Source organism: Paenibacillus oenotherae (genome assembly GCF_019443105.1).
GTDB classification, from domain to species: Bacteria; Bacillota; Bacilli; order Paenibacillales; family Paenibacillaceae; genus Paenibacillus_Z; species Paenibacillus_Z oenotherae.
This window is the reverse complement of sequence record NZ_JAHZIJ010000006.1, coordinates 98,939-122,324: the sequence shown is the minus strand read 5'-3', so window position 1 is coordinate 122,324 and position 23,386 is coordinate 98,939. Positions and strand designations below refer to the sequence as shown.

At 45.5% G+C, this 23,386-nt stretch carries 26 protein-coding genes; 17 read left to right on the top strand and 9 right to left on the bottom strand.

From position 1 onward, the window contains the following. Nucleotides 1-99 precede the first annotated feature (99 nt). The gene (locus K0T92_RS11100) at nt 100-444 is read left to right on the top strand and encodes a winged helix-turn-helix transcriptional regulator (protein WP_425517650.1); all 345 of its coding nucleotides are present in this window, start codon (nt 100-102) and stop codon (nt 442-444) included. A gap of 74 nt (nt 445-518) precedes the next feature. Here the strand turns inward: K0T92_RS11100 and K0T92_RS11095 are convergent, their stop codons facing one another. Continuing rightward, nucleotides 519-1,415 carry a LysR family transcriptional regulator gene (locus tag K0T92_RS11095; RefSeq protein WP_219872655.1) on the bottom strand — a complete coding sequence of 299 codons (897 nt, stop codon included), beginning with the start codon at nt 1,413-1,415 and terminating at the stop codon, nt 519-521. A gap of 184 nt (nt 1,416-1,599) precedes the next feature. Here K0T92_RS11095 and K0T92_RS11090 point away from each other — a divergent pair, with 184 nt between their 5' ends. From K0T92_RS11090 to K0T92_RS11070, 5 genes are all read left to right on the top strand, one after another. After that, complete coding sequence (locus K0T92_RS11090; protein ID WP_219872538.1) at nt 1,600-2,499, top strand: DMT family transporter; 900 nt, start codon at nt 1,600-1,602, stop codon at nt 2,497-2,499. A 626-nt stretch (nt 2,500-3,125) separates the two neighbouring features. Continuing rightward, nucleotides 3,126-4,034: an RCC1 domain-containing protein gene (locus K0T92_RS11085; RefSeq protein ID WP_219872654.1), complete on the top strand. Its 909-nt coding sequence runs from the start codon at nt 3,126-3,128 to the stop codon at nt 4,032-4,034. 225 nt (nt 4,035-4,259) lie between these two features. Further along, complete coding sequence (locus K0T92_RS11080) at nt 4,260-4,460, top strand: cation transporter (protein ID WP_219872537.1); 201 nt, start codon at nt 4,260-4,262, stop codon at nt 4,458-4,460. Between the two features lie 83 nt (nt 4,461-4,543). After that, nucleotides 4,544-5,164, top strand: a complete 621-nt coding sequence (locus tag K0T92_RS11075; RefSeq protein ID WP_219872536.1) for an NAD(P)/FAD-dependent oxidoreductase — start codon at nt 4,544-4,546, stop codon at nt 5,162-5,164. A gap of 57 nt (nt 5,165-5,221) precedes the next feature. Beyond that, nucleotides 5,222-5,929 carry an MBL fold metallo-hydrolase gene (locus K0T92_RS11070; protein WP_219872535.1) on the top strand — a complete coding sequence of 236 codons (708 nt, stop codon included), beginning with the start codon at nt 5,222-5,224 and terminating at the stop codon, nt 5,927-5,929. A gap of 364 nt (nt 5,930-6,293) precedes the next feature. Here the strand turns inward: K0T92_RS11070 and K0T92_RS11065 are convergent, their stop codons facing one another. From K0T92_RS11065 to K0T92_RS11055, 3 genes are all read right to left on the bottom strand, one after another. Further along, entirely contained in the window at nt 6,294-7,268 is a 975-nt protein-coding gene (locus K0T92_RS11065; protein ID WP_219872534.1) for an arsenic resistance protein, read from the bottom strand. Nucleotides 7,269-7,296: 28 nt separating this feature from the next. Continuing rightward, nucleotides 7,297-7,692: a MerR family transcriptional regulator gene (locus tag K0T92_RS11060; RefSeq protein WP_219872533.1), complete on the bottom strand. Its 396-nt coding sequence runs from the start codon at nt 7,690-7,692 to the stop codon at nt 7,297-7,299. A gap of 867 nt (nt 7,693-8,559) precedes the next feature. Further along, nucleotides 8,560-8,913: a VOC family protein gene (locus K0T92_RS11055; protein WP_219872532.1), complete on the bottom strand. Its 354-nt coding sequence runs from the start codon at nt 8,911-8,913 to the stop codon at nt 8,560-8,562. 326 nt (nt 8,914-9,239) lie between these two features. Between K0T92_RS11055 and K0T92_RS11050 the strand changes: the two genes are divergently transcribed. From K0T92_RS11050 to K0T92_RS11035, 4 genes are all read left to right on the top strand, one after another. Further along, a complete protein-coding gene (locus K0T92_RS11050) occupies nt 9,240-9,920 on the top strand; it encodes a response regulator transcription factor (protein ID WP_219872531.1) in 681 nt (226 codons plus the stop codon). Further along, complete coding sequence (locus K0T92_RS11045) at nt 9,913-11,214, top strand: sensor histidine kinase (protein ID WP_219872653.1); 1,302 nt, start codon at nt 9,913-9,915, stop codon at nt 11,212-11,214. The genes K0T92_RS11050 and K0T92_RS11045 overlap by 8 nt, the downstream gene beginning before the upstream one ends. A gap of 136 nt (nt 11,215-11,350) precedes the next feature. Then, nucleotides 11,351-11,830, top strand: a complete 480-nt coding sequence (locus K0T92_RS11040) for a hypothetical protein (RefSeq protein WP_219872530.1) — start codon at nt 11,351-11,353, stop codon at nt 11,828-11,830. Nucleotide 11,831: 1 nt separating this feature from the next. Continuing rightward, nucleotides 11,832-12,491, top strand: coding sequence for a PspA/IM30 family protein (locus K0T92_RS11035; RefSeq protein WP_219872529.1), 660 nt, complete (start codon nt 11,832-11,834; stop codon nt 12,489-12,491). 74 nt (nt 12,492-12,565) lie between these two features. On the opposite strand, the gene K0T92_RS11030 is transcribed toward K0T92_RS11035, so the two are convergent. Next, nucleotides 12,566-13,033 carry a DUF2975 domain-containing protein gene (locus K0T92_RS11030; protein WP_219872528.1) on the bottom strand — a complete coding sequence of 156 codons (468 nt, stop codon included), beginning with the start codon at nt 13,031-13,033 and terminating at the stop codon, nt 12,566-12,568. 200 nt (nt 13,034-13,233) lie between these two features. Here K0T92_RS11030 and K0T92_RS11025 point away from each other — a divergent pair, with 200 nt between their 5' ends. Beyond that, nucleotides 13,234-13,665, top strand: coding sequence for a hypothetical protein (locus tag K0T92_RS11025; protein ID WP_219872527.1), 432 nt, complete (start codon nt 13,234-13,236; stop codon nt 13,663-13,665). 94 nt (nt 13,666-13,759) lie between these two features. Here K0T92_RS11025 and K0T92_RS11020 read toward each other — a convergent pair whose 3' ends face one another. Further along, nucleotides 13,760-14,419, bottom strand: coding sequence for an MBL fold metallo-hydrolase (locus K0T92_RS11020; protein WP_219872526.1), 660 nt, complete (start codon nt 14,417-14,419; stop codon nt 13,760-13,762). Between the two features lie 160 nt (nt 14,420-14,579). Between K0T92_RS11020 and K0T92_RS11015 the strand changes: the two genes are divergently transcribed. Continuing rightward, nucleotides 14,580-15,002: an Lrp/AsnC family transcriptional regulator gene (locus tag K0T92_RS11015; RefSeq protein ID WP_219872652.1), complete on the top strand. Its 423-nt coding sequence runs from the start codon at nt 14,580-14,582 to the stop codon at nt 15,000-15,002. Between the two features lie 172 nt (nt 15,003-15,174). Next, nucleotides 15,175-15,507 carry a DeoR family transcriptional regulator gene (locus tag K0T92_RS11010; RefSeq protein ID WP_219872525.1) on the top strand — a complete coding sequence of 111 codons (333 nt, stop codon included), beginning with the start codon at nt 15,175-15,177 and terminating at the stop codon, nt 15,505-15,507. 195 nt (nt 15,508-15,702) lie between these two features. On the opposite strand, the gene K0T92_RS11005 is transcribed toward K0T92_RS11010, so the two are convergent. Further along, nucleotides 15,703-16,788: a glycosyltransferase family 4 protein gene (locus tag K0T92_RS11005; protein ID WP_219872524.1), complete on the bottom strand. Its 1,086-nt coding sequence runs from the start codon at nt 16,786-16,788 to the stop codon at nt 15,703-15,705. A 161-nt stretch (nt 16,789-16,949) separates the two neighbouring features. On the opposite strand from K0T92_RS11005, the gene K0T92_RS11000 reads away from it, so the two are divergent. Both K0T92_RS11000 and K0T92_RS10995 read left to right on the top strand, forming a co-directional pair. Continuing rightward, a complete protein-coding gene (locus K0T92_RS11000) occupies nt 16,950-18,080 on the top strand; it encodes a glycosyltransferase family 4 protein (protein ID WP_219872523.1) in 1,131 nt (376 codons plus the stop codon). Next, nucleotides 18,014-19,075, top strand: a complete 1,062-nt coding sequence (locus K0T92_RS10995; protein WP_343223692.1) for a phosphotransferase — start codon at nt 18,014-18,016, stop codon at nt 19,073-19,075. Before K0T92_RS11000 ends, K0T92_RS10995 begins: the two co-directional genes overlap by 67 nt. A gap of 182 nt (nt 19,076-19,257) precedes the next feature. Here K0T92_RS10995 and K0T92_RS10990 read toward each other — a convergent pair whose 3' ends face one another. Next, nucleotides 19,258-20,634, bottom strand: a complete 1,377-nt coding sequence (locus tag K0T92_RS10990; RefSeq protein ID WP_219872521.1) for an NAD(P)-binding domain-containing protein — start codon at nt 20,632-20,634, stop codon at nt 19,258-19,260. A 61-nt stretch (nt 20,635-20,695) separates the two neighbouring features. Continuing rightward, a complete protein-coding gene (locus K0T92_RS10985) occupies nt 20,696-21,145 on the bottom strand; it encodes a MarR family winged helix-turn-helix transcriptional regulator (protein ID WP_219872520.1) in 450 nt (149 codons plus the stop codon). Between the two features lie 131 nt (nt 21,146-21,276). Between K0T92_RS10985 and K0T92_RS10980 the strand changes: the two genes are divergently transcribed. Together K0T92_RS10980 and K0T92_RS10975 are read left to right on the top strand one after the other, a co-directional pair. Continuing rightward, a complete protein-coding gene (locus K0T92_RS10980) occupies nt 21,277-21,441 on the top strand; it encodes a hypothetical protein (protein ID WP_219872519.1) in 165 nt (54 codons plus the stop codon). Between the two features lie 356 nt (nt 21,442-21,797). After that, nucleotides 21,798-23,339, top strand: a complete 1,542-nt coding sequence (locus tag K0T92_RS10975; RefSeq protein ID WP_219872518.1) for a PIN-like domain-containing protein — start codon at nt 21,798-21,800, stop codon at nt 23,337-23,339. Nucleotides 23,340-23,386: the final 47 nt, after the last annotated feature.

The following is a 23,386-nucleotide window of genomic DNA, read 5'->3' as shown; positions in this document are numbered from 1 at the left end:
GTTAGCCTTGTAGACAATTATAATCATCAGTTTTATAATAACAAGTACTATTATTAAACTGACTAAGTATCAAAAAGAATACTAATGAGGAGAATCAGAGTGGATAACAAAGAATATATCAAAGATATGTGTCCGGCAACTTTCGCATTCGATGTGATCGGAAAGAAATGGAATTTGCCGATTTTATCCGTTTTAACCAACAACAAGTCTGTGCGCTACAATGAGTTGAAACGATTACTGCCTGGTATAACAGGAACGATGTTAACGAATTGTCTCAAGGAACTGACTGAGCATGGAATTGTACACAGAGAGCAGTATTTCGAAATCCCTCCGAGAGTTGAATATTCGTTAACAAAATCGGGGGAAGAGCTAGCGCCAATTATCGAGTCGATTGTAGTTTGGGGGAGAAATAATATAGAAATGCTGCAAGATAAGATGAAATAAAGAAGAAGCCTCGATAGTTGATATTTCGGGGCTTCTTCTTTTGTTCGTATAGCTGGAGGGGAGTGCGCATCGTTTCAAGCTTCATCCTGAATAACATTATTCTCCGGAATGTTCCTGTAGTGGAGGTAATCTATAAATCGCTTGACCGCAAGCGATGCGGAATTCTTATCTTTCATGGCAAGGCCGATCCTGCGGTAGGCAGGTACTTCGAGTTCTTTTACCACAATCCGGTAGGGGATGCGCTTCAAAATAAGCTCAGGCAAAATGCTGATCCCCAGGCCGCTCTCCACCATCGACATGATGGCATAATCATCCCACGTCGTAAACTGTACCTTTGGTGTAATATGACATCGCTCGAATATTTCCGATATTTCAGCCTTGGCGCCTTTTTCCAGAAGCATGAATGGGTCTTTGCCTAATGCCTCGACAGGAAAACGGTCACTATCGGCCAATGAATGGTTTTCCGGCAAAATCACAAGCAGCTTGTCCTGCTCCAAAAAGATCGTTTCCAGTTTGGGATGTGTCGGAAGCCTGAGAAAGCCGCAATCCACGCGCCCTTCCAATATCCAGCTTTCGATCTCCGTATAGTCACCAAGCAAAAGCTCATAGTCAACGTTCGGAAATACTTTTTGAAATGCTTTAATAATATTGGGAAGCCAGTGGGTAGCTACACTTGAAAATGTCCCAATTCGAATGAACCCTGATTGGAGGCCGTGTAATTCGTCAATTTGTGTATGCAATTTCTCATATTCATGACATACATTTTGTGCGAAGGGAAGCAGTTTAAGACCTTCAGAGGTCAGGCTTACGCCGGAGCGTCCGCGCTCCAGGAGCGAAACCTTCCATTCTGTTTCCAAATCGTTAATCATGCGGCTGATGCCCGACTGAGAGTAGTTTAATGCTTCAGCAGCCTTTGTAAAGCTCCCGTACTCTACTGTTTTGACTAATGCCAAGTATTTCTGGATATTCATATCCATCCTAATCACGCCCCTTACATCTGGTTTTATCATTCATTTCATGATAAACATTCGTTTTATTAATGTTAAAAGGAATGATACACTATACAGCAATCGAACTCAAATGGGATGTATGCAAGGGGCAGGCGATCTCATTGGCTCACCATCATAGTAGTAGAATAGAAAGCGGGAATTACAAATGAAGGAAAAAATTTATTTTATTATGTCGATGATCATCTTCGGTGCAGTTGGCGTGTTCGCCAAATATATCCGCTTGTCTTCCGGAGAAATTGCATTGCTCTTGAGCTTGATCGGCGGTCTGCTGCTGCTGGCGGTCTTCATGTGGAGGAAGCAGAGAGTGTCGTGGCGGAAGGTGAAGGGGAATGCCGCGGTTCTCTTCATTGCAAGCGCAGCGTTAAGCGGCAACTGGATCTTTCTGTTCCAAGCTTACAAGGAAACAACGATTGCTAATGCGGCGTTGAGCTATTATTTTGCACCTGTTATTGTTATTATGCTCTCACCCTTCGTTCTGAAGGAAAGGCTGTCGCTCAAAAAGGCAGCATGTGTCGGTATTGCTTTGCTCGGCCTGTTCTTCATTTTGCAAAACGGCAGGTTGGAAGCAACCGGGCATCATCTGCTAGGCATCGCCTACGGACTCATCGCGGTAGGTTTCTATGCGGTTTTGACACTGGTCAACAAGTTTATTCGGGACCTCGACGGGCTGGCCAATACGCTTCTGCAGCTTGGTTTATCGGTGGCGATGCTGCTTCCATTCGTGCTTTTCACGAGTGGTTTCAACATCTTTACAATCACGGGAGACGCGATAGTATGGATACTCGTGCTAGGTATCCTTCATGGCGGGGTTGGATTTTATCTGTTCTTTGCCGGAATGAAAGGACTGCAAGGCCAAAGTATTGCTGTATTGAGTTACATCGATCCCCTAACCTCATTATTGATCTCAGCTCTGCTTATAGGAGAGAGGATGACTTTACAGCAACTGATCGGCGCTGCCTTGCTGCTGGGCTCCACATGGTTAGGTGAAGCTGGTGGGGAGAGGAAGGGGCTTGAGGGGGAAAATAGAGAAATGATGAAGAATTAACAACTCGATTTCGACCTGAAAGGCCCGAACTTGCAGAGACCGTCCTGGGGCGGTTGCGAGCGATGATGCCCATGCTTGGCGTACGGCAAGAAGGGGCTGTTCCGAAAGTCCCTTTTGGAAATTTCGGTTCCCACTAGGTGAAACCTGCGAAACGGCATTTACTTTCTCTTTCCTGTTCCCATGAAGGTGAATACCTGCCAGAGTGCAGGTATTTCACCTTAGTTCCCCCTTATCGGCCGATTTCTCCTAAAATTCATGCATAATTGCAGACATTTTACCAATAAGGCGTCTTGCAACCGAAATTCATGCACATTCGCAAGAATTTTCCTCTGTCACTCTACCTTCAAACCACACTTGGAGAAGGTAAGGCTACACTGGAAACCTCCCAGGAACGATAAATAATCACTTATGGGACAGCCTCAATTAGATGAAATGATTCCGTTTCCTCTCCCAGATTCATTAAAGGAGTGAGCCTAACTTTGGATTGCAAATTATTTGTACAAGATGGATAATTGTGGTGACAGAGTTGAGAGGAGCGATCTCTTATGACCTTGGATCGCTCAGAAGCCCGCTCGAAGTGAAGCCGTTTTATATTGAGATGGGTCTTGTTTTCAAGGAGGCACAGCATGGATTACATTTCTCTCATTGAAGCGGGGTTAAAGGTGAAGCAGTGGCCTAAAGATACTATAGCGGCAGGTCGTCGTCATACCGTTGCTCTTAAATCGGACGGTACAGTGGTTGCTGTGGGTGATAATAAATATGGCCAATGTGATGTAAGCAGCTGGCGTGATATTGCCGCGGTGGCGGCTGGTAATGTTCATATGGCGACGAACACGGGTAATGCTCATACAATCGGACTTCGATCTGACGGTACGGTGGCGGCTGCAGGTTGGAATATGCATGGCCAATGCGATGTAAATGACTGGCACGATATTGCAGCGGTTGCGGCGGGTTGGCGGCGTACCATCGGGCTTAAATCGGATGGCACGGTCGTTGCTGCAGGTCGAAATGATGAAGGCCAGTGCAAGGTAAGCGACTGGCGTGACATAGTGGCGGTTGCGGCGGGTGACTGGCATACCGCCGGGCTTAAATCGGACGGCACGGTGTCGATTGTGGGGAACAACAGGTATAACCAGTGCCATGTAGACGACTGGCGTGATATCGTCTCGGTTGCGGCAGGTTACCTTCATACCGTCGGGCTTAAATCGGATGGCACGGTGGCAGCTGTGGGCTCGAATAAACATGGCCAATGCGATGTTAGGGACTGGCGCGGTATTGTGGCAATAGCGGCGGGGAGTAACCATACGATCGGCCTTAAATGGGACGGTACGGTAGCAGCTGCAGGTTGGAATATGCATGACCAATGCAAGGTAAGCGACTGGCGTGATATAGTGGCGGTTGCCGCAGGTTGCGCTCATACGCTAGGCCTTAAATCGGACGGCACGATCGTTGCTGTGGGTGATAATGAATTTGGCCAATGTGATGTAAGCAGTTGGCACGGAATCCAAACCAGTACATGGGGCTGTAAAGAATAAGCTGGATGCAGCTCTCCTTCAGCTTGATGATTTTAAAAATCGAGCCGAATTAGCTGCTTATCGAAACAAACAGCGCAAAACGCTGTTTGTTTTTTTATAAGTCGATAATACTATACCGGGGTATTCTAAAAATGCTTTGACAAACATACCCCCATGGGGTATTATCGATTTATAATCACCAGACAATACTTACAAATACAAATTCGATAAGAGGAGTGTTCGAGCATGAATACAATTACGTTAAACGTTCAAGGAATGAGCTGCATGCATTGTGTGAATTCAATTGAAGGTGCCCTGAAAGAAATCGGTGCAAAGGGAAAAGTTGATTTATCACGAGATACGGTTGAAATCGCTTATGATGCAACCAAACTCTCTGTTGAAAAGCTGAAAGAGACCATCGAAGAGCAGGGCTACGACATCGTATAAACATAAGATTATTGAAACGAAGAGGTGACGGATATGGAGGCAGCAGAGCAGCAAGGATCGAAGCAAATGAAGGAGCGTCGGCCATGAGAGAAATGACGAAAATTGCAGTCGCCCCTTCGATCCAAGTCGGTGGAAGCATATTTGCGTCAGAGCAGCTGGTTACAATCGGAGCTGCAGCAGGACCGGATGCCAAGATCGAAATGACCCCGTTCAAACAGCTTTATGTAGAAGTGCCGCTCGAACGGCGCGACATCATCCAGGAAGAGCTCGAGCGATCCGGTCTTGAAGTATATCCGGCAGGCTTTGCAACGAAAAGTTTGATTGCCTGCAACTTTTGCAAAGGGGAAGAGGAGGCTGGTCTGCGATCTGCGAAAGCTTTGAATCCAGCGATTGCTGGTATTCAAACGCCTGCACCCCTAAAAATTGGTTACGCGGGTTGTGCACTCGGAACGAGCGAACCGTTACTTAAGGATATCGGCGTCGTAAAAATGCGAGATACATTCGACATTTACGTTGGAGGAGAACCCAAAGGACTTAAAGCGTCTTTCGCCAAGCTTCTGGTGACCGCCTTACCGGAAGACCGGCTTGTATCGGCAGTTATGGCAATCATCGATTACTATAAGGCCAATGCCAAAGGCAAAGAGAAATTCAGCAGGTTTGTCGAGCGCGTTTCTTTGGAGCAGCTGCAGGAAATTGTCAGTTAAGAGGTGAACAGAATCGGCTGAAGCAAGCGATTGCCGAAGCGAGATTAGGGGATACTTATGCGAATCTTAAAGGAACCGTTTTTATATCAACTTACATTTTTCAAAAATGGGTTATCCGTGAACTGTTATATTGTTGAGGAGGAAGAGGAACTGGTCCTTATTGATACTGCCGTTCCTGAAGCCTTTAGTGATATTATGGAAGCTGCCTCAACGATCAATAAACCCGTCACTAAAATCGTATTAACCCATGCGCACCATGATCATACAGGAGGACTAGATCTCATTAAGCAAGCACTTCCAGGCGCCATGGTTTATATTCCAGACCGAGAGGTACGTTTGTTAGCAGGAGATTTGACCCTAAATCCCGATGAACCCGACAGTCCGATTCGCGGCGTCATACCTAAAAACATCAAAACGAAGGCTGACGTGCTGATCAAGGATAATGATCGCATTGGTTCCTTGCTTGCTTTGTCAACACCTGGACATACGCCAGGATCAATGTCATTTGTAGATACTCGCAATCAAGCATTGATCGCGGGCGACGCATTTCAAACCGAGGGATGCACGGCAGTGGCCGGGCAGCTATGCCCTTCATTTCCATACCCGGCACGGGGCACTTGGGATAATAAAATCGCAATAGCGAGTGCCCGCAAATTATATGCCTTATTGCCGTCCATATTGGCAACAGGCCACGGCCCAATGATTAAGTCCCCCGAAATGGTTATGAAACAAGCCATTGAAGAAGCCGAACTAAACGAACAATAGCATCCACCCCCTTCTCCAACTGTTTTGACGGCAACGTGACGGAGTAAGAAGCCTGCGAATGTGCATGAATTTCGGTTACAAGGCGCCTTAATGGTAATATTCCTGCGATGAAGCATGAATGTGAGAAAAAATCGGTCGTTAAGCAGAAATGAAGGTAAAATGCCTGCGCTCTGGCAGGTATTTCACCTTCATGGGGTCAGAAGCGAGCAAATACATGCCGTTTCGCATGTTTCGCCTAGCTCACAGCTCGCTTGTCTCTTTTTCCGTACTGCGCGCGGCCTCCCGGCGGCGTTTGACAACCTCCACTTCATTGTAACCTCACATAAGTAGTTTGACCGCCGACGTGTGACCGAGCACCGCGTGCTCAGATAGAATCTGTTCCTTTCAATAAAACTTTTGGGACGAGACGAATATAAAAGAGTTCACCAATTAGTTCGACGATCGTTTGCGTTACGATTACTGCTGCTACTACCCCGTTCAGCGGTTCAGGCAGCGCCAGCGCAAAGGGGAGAACGGCAAGGGAGTTTCGTGTTCCGGCACTAAAGATAAGAGCTCGACCTGCGCCTAACTCTAGACGGAATATTCGGGAAACTATACGTGCAACAATCGGTACAATGATCATATACGCTACATAAATCGGAATGACATGGCTGATGATTTCAAATGAAGTATGGAGTCTGGAAATTTGCGATGCAACGACAATAAAAAGTGTTAGCGCCATAAAAGGCACTGGGAGCCAGGAAGTAGCATCGAGGAAACGAATGCCGACGGCTTGACGTTTCGCCCACAACTGAGTCCCTAGAGCGAGTAACAACGGTATAACAATTAGCTCCAGAAATGAGCGGAGAAATGGTTCGACACTCACAATTTCTGCAGCTTGCTTGCCCATAAAGATCCAAAGATACAATGGCAATAATAGCATTTGGGTCACAAAGAGCAAGGGGGTTGAAAGTAAGATCAGTTTTTCGTCACCACGGCCAAGATGAGTAAAGACAATGACGTAGTCAATGCAAGGCGTAAGCAAAACTAGAAATACGCCCAGCAGCAAGGCTGGATCAGCTGGCAGAAACCGCGTTAACCCCCAAACAATAATGGGGATAGCGATGTAATTCATAATCAGAAGCGCATAAATAAACTTTCGTTTTGTCAGTGATTCTCTCAGGCGAAAAAACGGTATTTGTGCAAACATTCCATACATAAGAATGGCAAGAACTAACGAAATCATGCGATCCAGATTTGCGCTGGCATCAGGCCATAACAAACCTGTACCTGCGGCAGCGGGGAGGACTATTGCATAGAGCCATACTTGATTCTTGTCTAATTGTTCTCTTAAACTCAAATTTTCTCTCCTCAATTCCCTCGACAAATTAACACGTTCCGTTGGATTCTATCTTATCCAAACATTCAGACCAAGTGAGGCATTTGCAGCTTAATCCACGATCTAGTATTTGTATCATTGCATTAAGCTGCTGCTTGCGTTCTTCAAGATCTGAGCGTTTTCGTTTCGCCAGTTGCTCCCAACGATCGGATATAGAATGGTCTGCTTCAAAGCCTTCTAACAAAATCACAATCTCCGGAATGGTGCACCCTGTTTGCTGCGCAATTTTTATAAAGTGAATACGTTCAAGAAGCCGTTCATCATAGCGTCGCTGACCGTTCTTGCGCTCTTGAATGGGAATAAGTCCAACGGACTCATAATAGCGCAATGTGGATGCGTTTAATCCAGCTTTAGCCGCGAGCTGTCCAATGCTAAGGCCATTCATAACAACAACCCCCTTGACTTAAAGTTAACTTTAAGTTTTATGATCAAAGTATAACTAGAAAGGAAAGGTGATGCAAATGAAGAAAGGGGAATGGTTCGCAGGCATTGGAGTAGCAGGTGCTTGTGCTCTATGTTGCTTGTTGCCGCTGATAGGAGGTATTGGGGTAGTAGGGGTCTCATCAATCTTTTTTAATCCGATTATTGTTGGTGCGATGTCATTTATGTTTGCTATAGCAGGGGTCGTTGTTTATCAAAAACGCAAGGCAAGCGGATCGTCATGCATGAAGACAGGATGCAATTGCAACTCCTGCTCCAAAGATCAGAATCACTAAACAAAAAGAGACTGTCCAGAAAGGGGACGATCTGTCATTCAAACGCCGAGACAAACGAGATGCGAGATGTGAGCGAGGTAAAACATGCGAAACGGCAGGTTTATTCTCGTTTCTGACCTGATAAAGGCGAAATGCCTGCCAGAGTGCAGGCTTTTCGCCTTCGTTTCCCTTTAACGGTCGATTTCCCCCAAAATTCATGCCTGATCGCAGGAATGTTACCATTATGGCGTCTTGTATCCGAAATTCATGCACATTCGCAGGCTTCTTCTTAAGTGGTCGACCAACCGCTGTCATACAGCGAAACACTGCGCGCTGGGAGCTGCGCGCGGGCGAACTCCGTCACTCTGCCATCAAAACAGTTGGACAAGGGGGTGATTAGGAGGCATCTTCTCACATCATTTTGGGACTGACTTATTGGATATTGGACTATGGAATTCCTGAAATGCAGTATATAGTGTTTATCCCAATTGAATCTTGCTTGTATATTATCTCGGACTTTATTCTCACAATCGGGATGGTTTTCCTTGCTGTTGCTGTTACTTCGTATTCTCGATCAGTCCGTAGTGAACACCAAGCGGATCGGCGATGTAAGCAAGCGCAAAGTCGCCAAAATCCATTTTCCCCTGTACGACCGTGGCTCCATGTTCGACCGCCTTCGCGATCGAGGCGTCGATGGAATCCACTTGAATTTGCAGACGCACTCCCAACGGGAAATGGGACGGACCCTGCGCGATACCCCCGTCGATGCCCGGCTCAGTAGAGGATCCCGTCTTCGCGGGGTAATAGCCCCAGTTGGGCTGACCCAACTCCCATCCGAATACGTCTTCGTAAAACTTCGATTGTTTCTCAGCATCCTGACTGCTGATTTCAAAAGCAATGACACGGTTCATCGCAATATCCTCCTATGAAAATTTATGATGTGTAACCCTGAGAAAGCTAAATTCTCGCCCCTCGCGATCGAAGAAACTGAATGCCCGACATTCCTTTACGGACAACCCCTATACGAAACCTCTCTCATTATTACGTGACCAAATTATACCACAAAATAATATTAATGGTACAATATAGTAATAGAATTGCACGCGCTCTTTTTACTGCTTTCGGTGTGTCCCCTATTCGCCAATCTAGCGGATGGGGATGATTTTTTTACCGTACTTTTACTGTTTGTCTGGTATACTAACTTATTATTTCGAATAGAGCGGCGGTGAGCGTAAAGGTGAATATTTTGCTGGCGGAAGATGATAAGAAGCTCGGCAAGCTTATCAGATACATGCTGGAGAAGAAGGGTGGCTATCACGTCGATTGGGTGGACAACGGCGAAGATGCGCTCGATTATGCCTATGGATCGGCTTATGATGTGCTCATCCTGGACTGGATGATGCCGCTCATGGATGGAGTCGATGTCTGTAAGCGGCTGCGGGGCGACAATTATGGACAAGCCATCGTTCTTTTGACGGCTAAAGATTCGCTGCAGGATAAAATCTTCGGCCTCGATGCAGGAGCCGACGACTATCTGACGAAGCCTTTCGAGATGGATGAGCTGCTCGCTCGCCTTCGTGTGCTGGCACGGCGGAATTTTGCCCCGAGACAGTCCGATATCGTGACGTTCGGGCATTACACGCTCAATCGCACTTCACACCAGCTATCGCGAGACGGCGCGGAGATTCAGCTTAGCCCGAGGGAGTATCAGCTTCTCGATTTCTTCCTGCAGAACATCGGCAATGTGCTGACGAGAGAGACGATTCTCAATCGCATCTGGGGGCTCGGCAGTGATGTTTCCTACAAAAATGTCGATGTTACCGTGAAGATGCTCCGAGACAAGCTGGACGATTCCGGAGGGGAAACGGCCATTCACAGCATCAGGGGGGTAGGCTATCGATTTGAAATGGATGCTTAAAAAAGGGAAGAAGCGCGACTTATTCCAATACACACAGAGGAAGCTCACGGTTACCTATACGTGGCTCATCATTATGTTTCTGGCGTTATTCTCGATCATCGTAGCGCTCTTCTTCATTTTCATGGCGTATCGGGAGCAGAGCAACTTGCTCCGCACGACCATGTATGCAACCGAGGACGGCCGTGTTGTCGTTCCGGACTTGGAGAACAGCCGCAGCGATAATTTGCATTTCTTCTATGTGCTGGATAATCGCGGTCAAGTGCTTGCTCGCAGCGATGCAATCCCGCAGCTTGGCGACCGCAATATGGCGGAGATTGAACAATGGCAGCCAGACCGGGATACGTTCCGTTTGCGCTGGCAGCCCGAACAGAAGCAGCGCTATGGGGATATTACGGTCAGGATGGACGAACGGCTGCTCTTCGTAGGCGCGCATCCGATTATGACGACGAGCGGGCCAGCGACGATCTATGCAGCGAAGGATGTCACCTTTTACTGGGACATACTTCGCAATCTGCTTATCGTGTTCATCATTATTTTTATTATTTTCATTATTGCAGCCGTAAAACTTAGCTCCTCGATGTCCAAAAAAGCGATGATTCCGATTCAGCGAACGTTCAGGCAACAGCAGCAGTTTCTGGCGGATGCTTCTCATGAGCTGAGGACGCCGCTCAGCATTATGAACACTTCCCTCGAAGTGATTGAGCTGGAGAATGGGGATACCATTACGCCCTATTCGAAGGAAGTCGTTTCGGATATGAAGGAAGAGATTGGCCGGATGAGCCGCATGGTGCAGCATCTGTTGATGCTTGCAAGATCCGACGCTGGCTCAGTCGAGTTCGAGATGGGCGCGTTCGACATTGTGCCGAAGCTCCGCCAGTGGGTGCTTGCCTTCGAAGGTGTTGCCCAGAAGAAGGCGATCACGCTGCGGACGATGCTGCCGGATACGCTGATTGTGAAGGGCGATCCGGAGCGGCTGAAGCAGCTGGTTTATATTCTGCTGGATAATGCGATCAAGTACACGCCTGAGGAAGGCAAGGTCGACGTTGGTCTGGATCCTAACCCGAAGCAGTGGCGCGTCATTGTCCGGGACAGCGGCATCGGCATTGCCGAAGCGGATCAGCCGCGTATCTTTGACCGATTTTACCGGGTCGAGAAACACCGCTCTCGTGAAGAAGGAAGCGCGGGGCTTGGACTCGCGATTGCGAAACAGATCGTTATCGCCCATGGGGGCTCGGTTGTTCTTGAGAGTTCGCCCGGGAAAGGAAGTACATTTTCGGTAGAGTTTCCTGTATAGCACATGAAGAAGGATATCAGCCCTTTCTCTTTGGAAGATGAAGAGGAAGGGATTTATTTTGCCCTTTACCGTACTTTTACTATTGCCCGGTATAGTTGGTACTGTAAGAACACGGTTATGAAAGGATGGTTAAAGCGTGAGACGCATTAGACCTTGGTTGAAAAAAGCGCTGCTAGTATCCGTCATCATCGCAGCTGTCGGAGCCTGCATAAGTTTGGCGGCTGGTGAGCATGGGCGTGATGCAACAAAAGTGGTGAGGGTTAGTCAGGAGTTTCATGGCAGACCTGAAGGTGACATTAAGATAAGAGATGGCAGAGGCGCGGTTATACCGGTACCACGCGGTGCAGATGCAACTGTGCTAATACCGCCGCCGCAAGCGCAGTTGCTCCGAGAGGGCGGCATACACATCGAGCGGGATCATGAGAACGGCGTTGGTACTGGCGTAGCGGTGGGCGGAACGATTCTAATCGCCGTACTTTTATTGTTCTGGATGAGCAAGCGAGGCAAACGGTCGAGAGCAGCGGATGAGGCGAATGTGCTTGCAAGCATTCCGACGGCATCGGACTTCCTGGACCAATGGGAAATTCAGCATAACCAAACGAAGGAGTCGAAGTAAGATGGGGATCTTCAAACGTGTTAAAAGTGTGTTTCTAGCCGAAACGAATGGGCTCATTGATAAATGCGAGAAGCCGCTCAATATGGTGAATCAATATATGCGGGAATTCAGTGTTGAGCTGGAGAAAGGGCAGCGGGCGCTGGCGCAGCAGCTGTTTATTGAGAAGCGGCAGGCGGCGCTGATCGCGAATGCCGAGACGGTAGCTGAGAAGCGTGACCGCCAAGCGAGGCTTGCGGTGGCCCAGGGCGAGGATCAGATCGCGAAGCTGGCGCTGCAGGAGAAGCTGCTGCAGGAGAAGAAGCTGGCAGTCTACCGCGAGCAGTATGCAGCGATCCAGGAACAAACGAAGGTGCTCGAGGAGCGTATCGCCCAGCTGCAGGTTCAATCGGAGGAGTACAATCACCGCCGGCTGCTGCTCGAATCCCGGGTTAATGTGGCAAGCTCCCTGAAGGAGCTGAACCAGAGTGTTGTATCGTTTCAGACGGACGGCATTGTCAGAGGATTCGCCCGTGCGGAGGAGAGAGTGCTAATGATCGAGGCGGAGCTGGAGGCAATGAATTATTTCCACGTGCCGGCTAAGCGGTCCGCGCCGCAGTATCTCGATCCGACGCTAACGGCGGAGATCGAAGCATCATTGGCACAATTGAAGCAGCAGCAATAACAACACTGGAATGAAATTTGGTTTCGTTATTGCTGTACAGGCTGTCGAGAAATTCTCGACAGCCATTTTTGCATCTATTGCCCATACTTTTTTAATGGCTTTTGAAGTGCGTCCACAATGGCTGCGATGATACTTGTTGCCAGAATAGCCATCAGACATAATGATGTAGGACCCGCTGCATCATCACTATGTGTAACTGTAGCAAGCACCCTAAGACTTACTATTGCTATCAAAATGAGAATAATGACTGTAAAAGCGCATCTCTTTATAACCTGCAAGGATTTAAGAGATAATTCAGAGAAAGCATTGTTCTTCTCGATACAGGTCAATAGTTTAAATGCCTGATACAACGCAACAGAAAACGCAATACAGAATCCGTATGCACATATTAAGAAGGGGATTAGGAAGTAAGCCGTTTCTGGATGTATCCTTGCATCTCTAACGGCTATCCCAGGCAAACAGATACATAAAGCAAGCACTGCAATTCCAGCCAGAACAATAATTACCTTCAAGAAAGTGGTTGAACCTCGTTTAACATGCATTGAAATCACCTCACACTTATATAATGACAAAATGATTTTATCACACGACTTATCGTTTTACAATAAATGAATATTGTTATTAGCTATATTATTATTGTTAGGGCATATCGGCGAAAAATGCAAAAATAACTATACGACATATATATCTATATGAGATAGTAGTTAAGTTGACAAATCATAGAAATGAAGCGAGGTCGCAGATGATGACACGGTTTTTATCGAAACGAAGAGCGATAGTAATCGGTGCTGTGCTTACGGTTATATTGGGAACTTCCTACATTTTTCTTCGGGATAAAGAAGATGGCCCGAATTACGAGAGTCCGGGCAGTATTGTGGAAAGCTATGCCAAAGCAAGATTGTATGTTGAAACAGAGCTTGTGATCGCATGTATAGTACCCGAGAAGCGTTCTGAGCCTATGTTAAAGCCGTTTTATGGAGGAGTGTACAAGGACTCTCAATATAGTATTGAGATTCTCAACGTGGAGCTTGATGGGAATAAAGGGAATGTAACCTATCACGCAACTTTGGAACTGGGGGAGCCCTATAATGAAGCAGAAGAATTAAACGAGACGGTTCCCGTTGCCAAGGTTGATGGTAAATGGTACATCGATAGAGAAGAGGATTGGTTGTAACTAACTTGGATTTCACAAATTTGAGGTAACGAGACCTACGAATATTCTCATCTTGTCCACCGTTCATCATTTCGGGGCGAAAAAAGCGATGGCTTTAAAAGGTGTAGGATTCACCGTCATCCGGTATTAAAACATTAGAGGAGCTTCCTTTTTCAGCAAGGAAGCTTCTTAGTTCGTCTCTGGATAATGTCCAGTGATTGACGGCTTCCATATGGACTGAAATGATTTGTGAGTTTGGAGCTGCTTGACACACGTGATAAATATCCTCTTTACCCATTACTAAAGAGCCGCCTTGTAGAAATTGGTTATCTCCACCATTTACGACAATGATCTCTGGTTTATGGGCTTCGATTACTTCTTGAACAGCTTTATACCAAACTGTATCTCCAGCTATATATAACGTTTTCTCATCTTCATGCTTAAAAACAACACCACAAACATCACCGGCAAGCTTTAATATTTCCCCTCGACCGTGTTCTCCTTTTGTCTTGATTAGTTGGATATCCTTTGGCAGCATCTCTTTGGCTGTGTCGTCAAAATGATCTATATGCAGATGGGTTGCAATAACAGCATCAACATTTATAATGTTGTCAAGGGAAGTGGGTAAGCTAACCAACGGATTAAATTGATCCTGTCTTACCGAGTTCGGAAAAGGCGGGTAGGTACCTTTGTCCGCCAGAAACGGGTCAATCAAAAATTTCTTACCCGCATATTCAACAACCAAGGTTGCATTTCTAATTTGTGTAATTTTCATATTCTCTGCTCCTTCTGTTTTGTTATGCTCTATTGTAGCGAAGGGGCAGTTTGATTTACATCGTATAAATCAAGTCATTTGGCGGTTTGACTTGAGTTTTGAAACTAATCTAAACGAAACCACATTCCAACTCTAAGTTTGTATTTTCTATAGGGGGATTATTATGGATCAAACCGACATGCTTATCTTGGCTGAGCTATCTAGAAATAGTCGTATAACAATGAAGCAGTTAGGGGAGAAAGTGCATTTGACCGGACAAGCAGCCGCAAGTCGTGTTGCGAAGTTGGAGGATACTGGCGTTATAGAGGAATACTCGATTAAAGTGAATCAAGTACAATTAGGTTATTATATTCATGCCTTTATTACGATCTATACGAATACCCCTCATACCCACAATCATCAGCCTTTGCTAACCTTTATCCAGGAGCAAGAGCAATACGTATTAAATAACTACAAAATAAGTGGGGATGGCTGTTACATGCTTGAGTGCAGATTTCCATCCAATGAACACGCAGATAAATTTCTTGAAGGATTGAACAAGCATGCAAACTACAAATTGTCGATTGTGATTAAGAAATCATAGTCAGAAGGGCAAGTATGAGTCCGAAAAAGGCACGATGATACGCTTCGGATCGCTTACCGAATGGCGCAGTGGATCAGCAGGGTTCTCAGGGGATATAAATATCGTCATACTTTAAATTTTAATCCATATACATCTCTTTGTAAGGCATCACAACCATGAAGGGATGTAATATATGTCGGCAAAAATACTTATTTCGAGCGTCACTTCTTCACCAACCCCTCAAGCTGGCCAGTCAAGCCGTTCCAGCGGGAACTTTTCAACGGACACTCTTCCTGCCAACACAATCAATTTTCAATGGGAAATAACGTCTTTTGGAAGTGATGATCCCAATTCGATTAGTTTCATTGTAGCGCGAGATGTAAGCGGCGGCAGCGATCCAACTATTTTTGCTGGCGTCGTTAACGGTAAGTATACAGATGTTTACGAAAGCAGATCTCTTTATATTGCAAATCCGAATGGCGCAACAGCCAATTTTGTAGTTAGCGTGTACGCGATAACAAGGTAAGAGAGTATGTTATAAAGCAAAACAAACAATCCCCGCCCAGCCACACGGCCAAGCGGGGATTGTTGTTGTAATGGGCAGCTCTGGCACGGATACGGCGGACATCGTGCTGATGGCGGACAATTTGGAGAAGCTGCCTCAGCACGGCTCGGTTGGAGGGAAAACGTAACGTTTGCCGCTCCAACTTGCGACTTTTGCCTACACGTAACACAGAATATTGTTAATGCCTGAGTTGAACTGTTTTTTTTGATACAAGCGGACGATCTTCTTGGTCATGCTACGGCTTGAAAACTGACGGATCATAAGATTCCGGACTTGAAGCGTTTGTTTTTTGCCGCTTTTTTTCGATTGCAAAATTTTGTTCAGGTCGTTTATGAGCTGCCTGTCTGTCCATTTCACTCGTCTGTCTTGATGATCCCCGAAATTTCTTCTCCAGGCATAGTTGAAATTTTTCACGGTCACCCGTCCAACAAACCCGCTGCATCCGACCGCGAGGACTGGTTTTCCGCAAGCTATTGCTTCCAATGCGACACGACCGGTTCCGACCACAACATCACATGATCGATAAAAATCACTCATATTCGAAATAAGCCCGGCTACAATGTATCGGCCAGAATCTTTAACATATTTTTTGGATAACCTTCCTGCAATCATCACGCGGGTATTCGGTCTTCCAGCCTTAAACGATCGTAAAATCCGGGAGATCCGCTGGCCGAGTGGCAATTTCTCTGATGCAAATCGGCCGACATACCCGATGACGTTAGCACCCGAAGGGAATTTATATTTTTTACGAAGAGATTTCGTCCCTTGCGGCCGAAAGTTTTCAATGGCAATCCCATTGGGAATGAGGTGTAACTTCGCCGACTTTGCGCCGCAGCGCAAGGCATAGTTATATATGGGCGGCGAAACCGTAATGATCGCTTTAGCTATCGTACTCGATTTTCTGATAGCAGCAGGTTTGAAATATTTCCCATGGATAGTTACGATGACCTGCCTTGGGAGAGGACGCAAGGTTGCCAGAAGAGATACGCTGAATTGATCATTGGCATGAACGACTTGGTATAATTTCAACATCTTTTTCAACAATTTTTGAGAATTCATGTATGAAGACGCAATGTGAATTCGCATCCCTTTATTGCGAAAAAATGCTAGCCACGTTCCGCCTGACGTATAAATCCCTACCCGATATCCTTGTTTCTTTAAGGTTTGCGCCAATGTTAATACGTAAGTTTCCGTGCCCCCTCCTGACCGCAAATTTTTAACCATGATTAGAACACTTTTCAAGTCTGGCGACCTCCCGTAAACTCGTAATACAACTTCGACTTAATACATTATGATCGTCGATCTTTTTGTGACCATGACGTTTACATTTCCTTCAAATTTTATCGTACCTTTCGTTGCGCAGATTCATAAATATATTCGGAAGCGATAAAAGGAGGATACTCATGGCAAGCAACAGCAGCCTTAAAGTATGGGTCATGACGAACGAATTTCAACCGAATATTGTCGGAGGATTAGGAATTGTCGCAACCCATCTGAGCAGAATGCTGAGCAGGGCTGGGGTGAAGGTCAAGGTCTTATGTACCGGCAGATCCGGGAAACTTGTTGTATCGAAACCAGGTGGCAATATGCATATCGTAAGGATGCCTAAAAATAAACAATATTTTAGTCATTCCGCACGTGCTTTCAAAGCCAATGCCGTTTTACGGGCGGCGGAAGCCGCAGGTTCGGGCAAACCGGATCTGATCCATGTTCACAGCACAGAATTTGCCGATGCAGCAGCTGCGGCCAAGAACAAATTTCGCATCCCCATTGTATATACTTGCCATTCAAACGCTTCAGAAGGGATTCATTCAATACCCGGAAAAAATCAAGCCAAATTAATTCGCGGAGCCAGGAAGATTGTCGTTCCAAGCAGATGGCAAGCGGGGGCGGTCAGGCGGTCATATGGCGGCGACCAAGGCCGTTTTGCCGTCATTCCGCACGGAGTGAATTCCGTTTCAAGACGCACGGGCGGTAACCCTAAGCATTTGCTCTTCGTTGGCAGACTTATTCCGTCAAAAGGCATAAAACCTTTAATCAAAGCCATCGCTTTATTATCCAATTCCCACAAAAATGTTCGTTTAACCGTTGTAGGCAGCGGTAAGAAAAGCTATATGAACCATTTGCGCGCCTTTGCCAAGCAGCTTGGCGTATCACGGCGCATCCGCTGGTTGGGCAGCCGCCCGCACAATGCGATTCAACGCATGTACGCATCCCATGGCGCCGTCATAGTGCCGAGCGAAAAAGAATCGTTTTGTCTTGTGGCGCTGGAGGCGATGGCGAACGGGGTGCCGCTAGTATCGACCTTGTCAGGCGGGCTAAAGGAATTTGTAAATAACCGGAATGCGCAAATTATTCATTCCATAAATGGACCATCCATCGCCCGGGCCATTGCCGCTATGTGGGTAAACAAGATAAGCACAAAGAGGAGGCGGCTTAACGCAAAAGCTACCGCTGCCCGCTATAGATGGCCAAAAATCGCACAGCGCTACAAGTCGTTGTTTTGGGGCTTGAAGAAAGCGAGGACGCCATGAGTCAAGAATTGGTTTCCCATATCGCAAGACAGTTTGGGATTAAGATAGTGGGGCATAAACAAATCCGTAAAGGGATATTCCGGATTATTGCCCAAAATGGGCGAACCTACAGCCTGAAACGAATGCCAAGGCCGCTTGCGCGACTGAAGTGGATCGATCGTATGCTTCTGCGTTGCAATAATAAGGGGCTTCGGCTTGTCTGGCGTAATCCGCAAACGTCGATAGGGAGCAAACTTTACGCCACATCTCCTAAAAATGAGCTTTACGTGTTGACTCCCTGGATTGCCGGGAGAATGCCTTCTCCCCGTTCTTTAGGCGACATGCGGGCATGCGGTATCGCATTGGGCCGGCTTCATACGGCCGGACGCGACGGACTTAGGGGATATTTCGCCTATAGCCAGATTCGTACATGGCCCCAAACGCTTCAAGCACGGCAGCGGTATTTGCAAAACAAAATAGCCAAAGCGAACAGGAACGGCTTCGGCAGTACGGTGATTAACCGTTTCATCCAGCGCCATGGCAAGGAATTTTTACGGTATGCAGCCGAGTCGAGAGCGCTGCTCCGGAGCAGCGGATATTTCTCGTACCGCAATCATCCGCGGACACACGGTGTGTTGTGTCACGGCGATGGTGGGCCGAGTAATTTTATCATGAACGCCAAAGGAACCCGCCTCATTGACTTCGAAACGCTGCATGTGGATTTGCGCGCCTATGATTTGTACAGGGTCATTTACAATTCATGCAAAGACTATCAGTGGGATTTCAGGATCGCCAGGGCGATTCTAAACGGTTACCGTCAAGTCGCAAAACTGAGTAGAACCGATTATAAGCTAATCCGTATATGGTTGCGGTTCCCGCTTAGTACTTACCTGGTGCTGTCTCCCTTTAAAAGACTCCCCTTAACGAAGCAAAGGCTGCAATGGGCGCTGTCATCTGAAAGGAGGATCGGTACGTTTCTGCGAAATCTCGACAACTATGCCGCGCGGCATAGCTAATAAGGGATGAACCCCCTGCATAATTACAACAAGGAGTATTGATAATCTTTCTTTTAGGTGCAAGACATGGGAGAACTGAACAAAAGGAGGCAAGTAAATCATGAGAATAATGATTACTTGCCTCTTTTTATTATATTGTGGATTTCAAAAATCTTTCTTGCGTCAGAGATGTTCAATGAGATTCATATAGACGCATGATTTGAACTGCAGCAGCCACTATTAATACTTGTTGCAGAAATTGGCCGAATATGCATCTTGTTCAGGGCAGACGTGCAGCAACTGTTGCTGGTATCACTTATTTCTGTTGGCCTGGACACTGAGCAAACGCCAGTCTCCGGTAGATGAAGCTGCACTTCACGAGCTGCTAAAAAATCACCTGCTAAGGCAGCAACAACACTGCGGACTTGTTCATAGCCCGTAGCCAGCAGGAACGTCGGAGCTCGACCGTAACTTTTTGATCCCACGATATAAAAGTCCTTTTCCGGCTGACGCAGTTCCGCTTCACCATGAGGGCGTACAGTCCCGCAGCTGTGAATATTGGGATCAATCAAGTCAGCAAGTTGTGGGACGGATTCCACAGCTGTATCCGCTTCGTATCGCAATTCTGAAAGGAACGAGAAATCAGGTCTTGCCCCCGTTGCCACAATAACCTCATCGATATTATCAATAGAGTATGGCTGATCTAATTTGGTACCATGTAGAGACAGGATGTCTGATTCTTTCTTAAGTTGATCAATAAGAAATGGGGTGTGAACCAGTACATTGCCTTGTTGTACATATTGGTTAGCGCGGGTACCAAGTGCTCCTCGTGCCGGTAACCCGTCATTTTCTCCGCCTCCAAAAGCGTCCGAAACTTTTTGCTTTCTAAGCACCCAATGGATTGTTGTTTCTGGAATCTCCAATTTCAACTCATTTAACAAAGTGAGTGATTGAATTGCCGAGTGACCACTGCCTACAACAACAATGTTTTTCCCCGCATACCGTTCTTTAGCTGAACCCAAAATATCTGGAATACCATAATGAATGTGATTTTTATTATGGGACTCGCCTTCAGCAGGATGCCCGCTTGTACTCATCGGGTTGGGAGTGAGCCATGTTCCAGTTGCATCAATGACAGCTGAAGCCTCTTTGCGCAATAACATACCGTTCTGCTCATATTCAATAATAAAGGCTGCAAGATCCCGGCCGGCTGATTTCATTTTATCAAAACCTTTTCGATACACTGCTTTAACCAATGATTGAAGATGAATAAAGGGTTGTAATTGTTTTAGCTGGGATAGCGGTAGAAGATACTCATTAACTAATTCTAGTCCCGTGGGTATGTGATCTTTTGCTGGAGCTTGCCACCCAGACTCCAAAAGGAGCTCCTTAGCAGCTGTATCTATGTTAAATTCCCAAGGGGAGAACATCCTTACATGTTTCCAACTAAATACAGAGGATGCGATATGAGTGCCTCTTTCGAATAAAACAAAAGGCATGTTTCTCTTTACAAGTTGTGCAGCAGCAGCCAATGCTACTGGTCCGCCACCGATAATTGCTGTTGGTAATTGGGTTTTCATTCTTATTTCCTCCTTAAATTTATTTGCATTATGCAAGTATATAGTAAAATGTAAGCCTCCATTATTTTGGAGGCACACAACATGTTGCTGATCTTTTCATAGCATCATTAAACAATTGAATAGAGCGAAGTACCGTTTCACGTTCAAATTCACTCATTGTTGACAGGACGCCATTGAGTTGAGTATTAACGGTAAGGTTAATTGCATTTTCAACGGTTAATCCCTCAGGTGTTAGTGATAATATAGTGATCCGTTGATCAGAAGGATGGGGGGATTTCTTAATAAATCCCTTATCAGTCAAGGTTTTTACTTGTCTGCTGAAAGTGGTGATGTCCATACCAAGAGCGACTGCAATGTCCTGCATGGAGGGATTATGTTGACGATTAATTTCATAGAGAATATGACTTTGTACAAGTGATACCTCTTGGCCGCAACAGGAATCACAGCATTGTTCACTTAATAACCCAAAATTTCGGGACATGATTTGAAACATATTCCTCACATTTTCCATTTGCATAACCTCCTGGAGAAAGTTATAGCATTTATATTTGCAAATTGCAAGTTTTGTGTAAAATCGATTTTAAAATCCCCAAAGCAGGAGGGGCTTGGGATTGTTAGGGGCTGGACCGGGGCAAAGCGGTCGTGAAGCACAAGGCGCGGTTACAGGAGAAGATCCATACGCTCTTTGCCACCATTGAAGAGGCTCAAAAAGACGAAGATGCCGAGCAGGGAGACTTTGTAGGCAGTAGGTTTTTTTATTTTGATTTTAGATTGAGGATAAGGATAAGGGAGTGGATACTAAAATGATGTCTTCAATTGATTGTTTTGTATGCCGCAAACATAATGGTGAACTTAAAGTAAATGGTGTCTGTTCCCGATTGAGAGGTGTTCTTGTATCCTTTCTGAATAGCTTACATTGTCAGCAAACCGTGGATAGTACTACATTAGTACATTGGGCTGTAAAGAATGAGCTAGATGCAACATTTCCTTCAAATTGATAATTCTAAAATCAAAGCTGCCAATGGCGGCTTTTTCAAACTTATTTTTTATAGGAGTGGTTCGAATAAACTCGTGTACTTGGCCGCAGGGGTCAATGTGTTGTATGAGGCATACTGAGATGGTATAATTTAACTACATTTAATATAGGAAGTGAGAACTAACTCATGAGAGACAGTTTCGATAATTATAAAAAATTTATTGAAAGCGATCCGATTTTTGTATTTGATACGAACGTCTATTTGCAACCATATCGACTTACGCCTGACGCAAGGGATCAAATACTTAAAGCGTTTAAAGATAAGACTGATTTTACTTTTGTTCCTTATCAAGTTTACGAAGAGTTTTTACGTCATTGCGATAAAGAAAGAGATAGTGGGTTTGGTAAGTACATAAAAATCAGAAAAGAAATAAACAGTTTGGTCGAGAACACAAAAAACACAACCGATGGCATTTTCGTCAAAGCTCTCGAGTTTAAGTATCCTTTGGTAGGAAAGCTAAAAAATGATCTGGCGGATATTATTGCCAACATGAAGGCCGTATATGAGCAATACGAAAAAGATATTCAGCCTGAAATTGACAAAGACAAAGAGTCTCTTAGGAAAGATGAGACGAAGGGATATATCGAACAACTTGCTAGTGAGGGTAAAGTGGGGGCTATTTTCACTCAAGCTGAACTTCTAAACATATATGCTGAGGGAAAACTTCGTTACGAGCATCTTTTACCCCCTGGATTTGAAGATTCTGTAAAAGATAGGGATGATCCGACTAGACGGAAAAAGTTTGGAGATTTGATATTATGGAAGCAAGTATTGTTACACGCTAAAATTACAGGTCGAGATGTAATATTTGTTACACGGGATGTAAAGGGTGATTGGTGGGAGTTAGAGGGGAAAGATGAAGTACCTGTTGAATCAAGACGGGAGTTAATTAAAGAATTTAAAGAAATTACTGAAAGAGACTTTATGATGGTCACTTTTAATAATTTCATTGCTTATAATTCTCGAATTAATAAAGTCGATAACACTTTAGCATTTATTGAAATGAATGCTATTGATTACGCAGACGAAGTGTTTCAGAATTGTGAATGGCAAGAGGTATTGGATTCGAAAATGGATTTGACAGCACACTTTATCCATAGTGGGGATTTGCAGGAATACATAGACGATCCACTGTCTGATGTTGATGTAGATTCATATGAGGGACAGTATAGGGTTTTAGAGATAGAATCTGTTGAGATGGTAGAGAATGAGGTTTTCATTCAAGGCGTCTTTGAGAAAAATGTCGAAATATCGATTAGTGCGAACTCATATGGAAGAGAAAGTGTCCACTATGGTTCAGGTGTTTGTACGATTCAAGGGTCATTCTCCATTTCTTTCTTGGTCGTATCTACAGAAGACGGTGGGGAAGAAGACCTTGATGAAAATGAAGAAATTGTATATGACGATTCAAGCGTCAAAATAAACGTTGGTGGTTTTAACGTTATTGATTGTGATGTAGAGCGTGATGACGATGATGACGATACTGATGGTCACGGAGATTTTTACGAGGGATGTATCCATTGTAGTAAGAGCGCAGTTTATCAGACGAATAGTGGTGAGGGTGTTTGTGACAACCATTTGTCACTTTATGACATATGTTCCGGTTGTGGTTGTTTATTCCCGCTACATACGTTAAGTGGTGCTAAATGCAGTGAGTGCGATGACTGATCTGTTATATGCAAAAAAACAGAAAGCGCGGGTCATTCCTCTCGCGC

What these genes read in the sequence shown, in the direction of transcription:
- K0T92_RS11095 (WP_219872655.1), bottom strand. Translation starts at nt 1,415, where the DNA reads ATGAATATCCAGAAATACTTGGCATTAGTCAAAACAGTAGAGTACGGG.
- K0T92_RS11010 (WP_219872525.1), top strand. Translation starts at nt 15,175, where the DNA reads ATGTCGGCAAAAATACTTATTTCGAGCGTCACTTCTTCACCAACCCCT.
- K0T92_RS11035 (WP_219872529.1), top strand. Translation starts at nt 11,832, where the DNA reads ATGGGGATCTTCAAACGTGTTAAAAGTGTGTTTCTAGCCGAAACGAAT.
- K0T92_RS11080 (WP_219872537.1), top strand. Translation starts at nt 4,260, where the DNA reads ATGAATACAATTACGTTAAACGTTCAAGGAATGAGCTGCATGCATTGT.
- K0T92_RS10990 (WP_219872521.1), bottom strand. Translation starts at nt 20,634, where the DNA reads ATGAAAACCCAATTACCAACAGCAATTATCGGTGGCGGACCAGTAGCA.
- K0T92_RS10995 (WP_343223692.1), top strand. Translation starts at nt 18,014, where the DNA reads ATGGCCAAAAATCGCACAGCGCTACAAGTCGTTGTTTTGGGGCTTGAA.
- K0T92_RS11060 (WP_219872533.1), bottom strand. Translation starts at nt 7,692, where the DNA reads ATGAATGGCCTTAGCATTGGACAGCTCGCGGCTAAAGCTGGATTAAAC.
- K0T92_RS10975 (WP_219872518.1), top strand. Translation starts at nt 21,798, where the DNA reads ATGAGAGACAGTTTCGATAATTATAAAAAATTTATTGAAAGCGATCCG.
- K0T92_RS10985 (WP_219872520.1), bottom strand. Translation starts at nt 21,145, where the DNA reads ATGGAAAATGTGAGGAATATGTTTCAAATCATGTCCCGAAATTTTGGG.
- K0T92_RS11020 (WP_219872526.1), bottom strand. Translation starts at nt 14,419, where the DNA reads ATGAAAATTACACAAATTAGAAATGCAACCTTGGTTGTTGAATATGCG.
- K0T92_RS11000 (WP_219872523.1), top strand. Translation starts at nt 16,950, where the DNA reads ATGGCAAGCAACAGCAGCCTTAAAGTATGGGTCATGACGAACGAATTT.
- K0T92_RS11055 (WP_219872532.1), bottom strand. Translation starts at nt 8,913, where the DNA reads ATGAACCGTGTCATTGCTTTTGAAATCAGCAGTCAGGATGCTGAGAAA.
- K0T92_RS11090 (WP_219872538.1), top strand. Translation starts at nt 1,600, where the DNA reads ATGAAGGAAAAAATTTATTTTATTATGTCGATGATCATCTTCGGTGCA.
- K0T92_RS11045 (WP_219872653.1), top strand. Translation starts at nt 9,913, where the DNA reads ATGCTTAAAAAAGGGAAGAAGCGCGACTTATTCCAATACACACAGAGG.
- K0T92_RS11075 (WP_219872536.1), top strand. Translation starts at nt 4,544, where the DNA reads ATGAGAGAAATGACGAAAATTGCAGTCGCCCCTTCGATCCAAGTCGGT.
- K0T92_RS11030 (WP_219872528.1), bottom strand. Translation starts at nt 13,033, where the DNA reads ATGCATGTTAAACGAGGTTCAACCACTTTCTTGAAGGTAATTATTGTT.
- K0T92_RS11025 (WP_219872527.1), top strand. Translation starts at nt 13,234, where the DNA reads ATGATGACACGGTTTTTATCGAAACGAAGAGCGATAGTAATCGGTGCT.
- K0T92_RS11070 (WP_219872535.1), top strand. Translation starts at nt 5,222, where the DNA reads ATGCGAATCTTAAAGGAACCGTTTTTATATCAACTTACATTTTTCAAA.
- K0T92_RS11085 (WP_219872654.1), top strand. Translation starts at nt 3,126, where the DNA reads ATGGATTACATTTCTCTCATTGAAGCGGGGTTAAAGGTGAAGCAGTGG.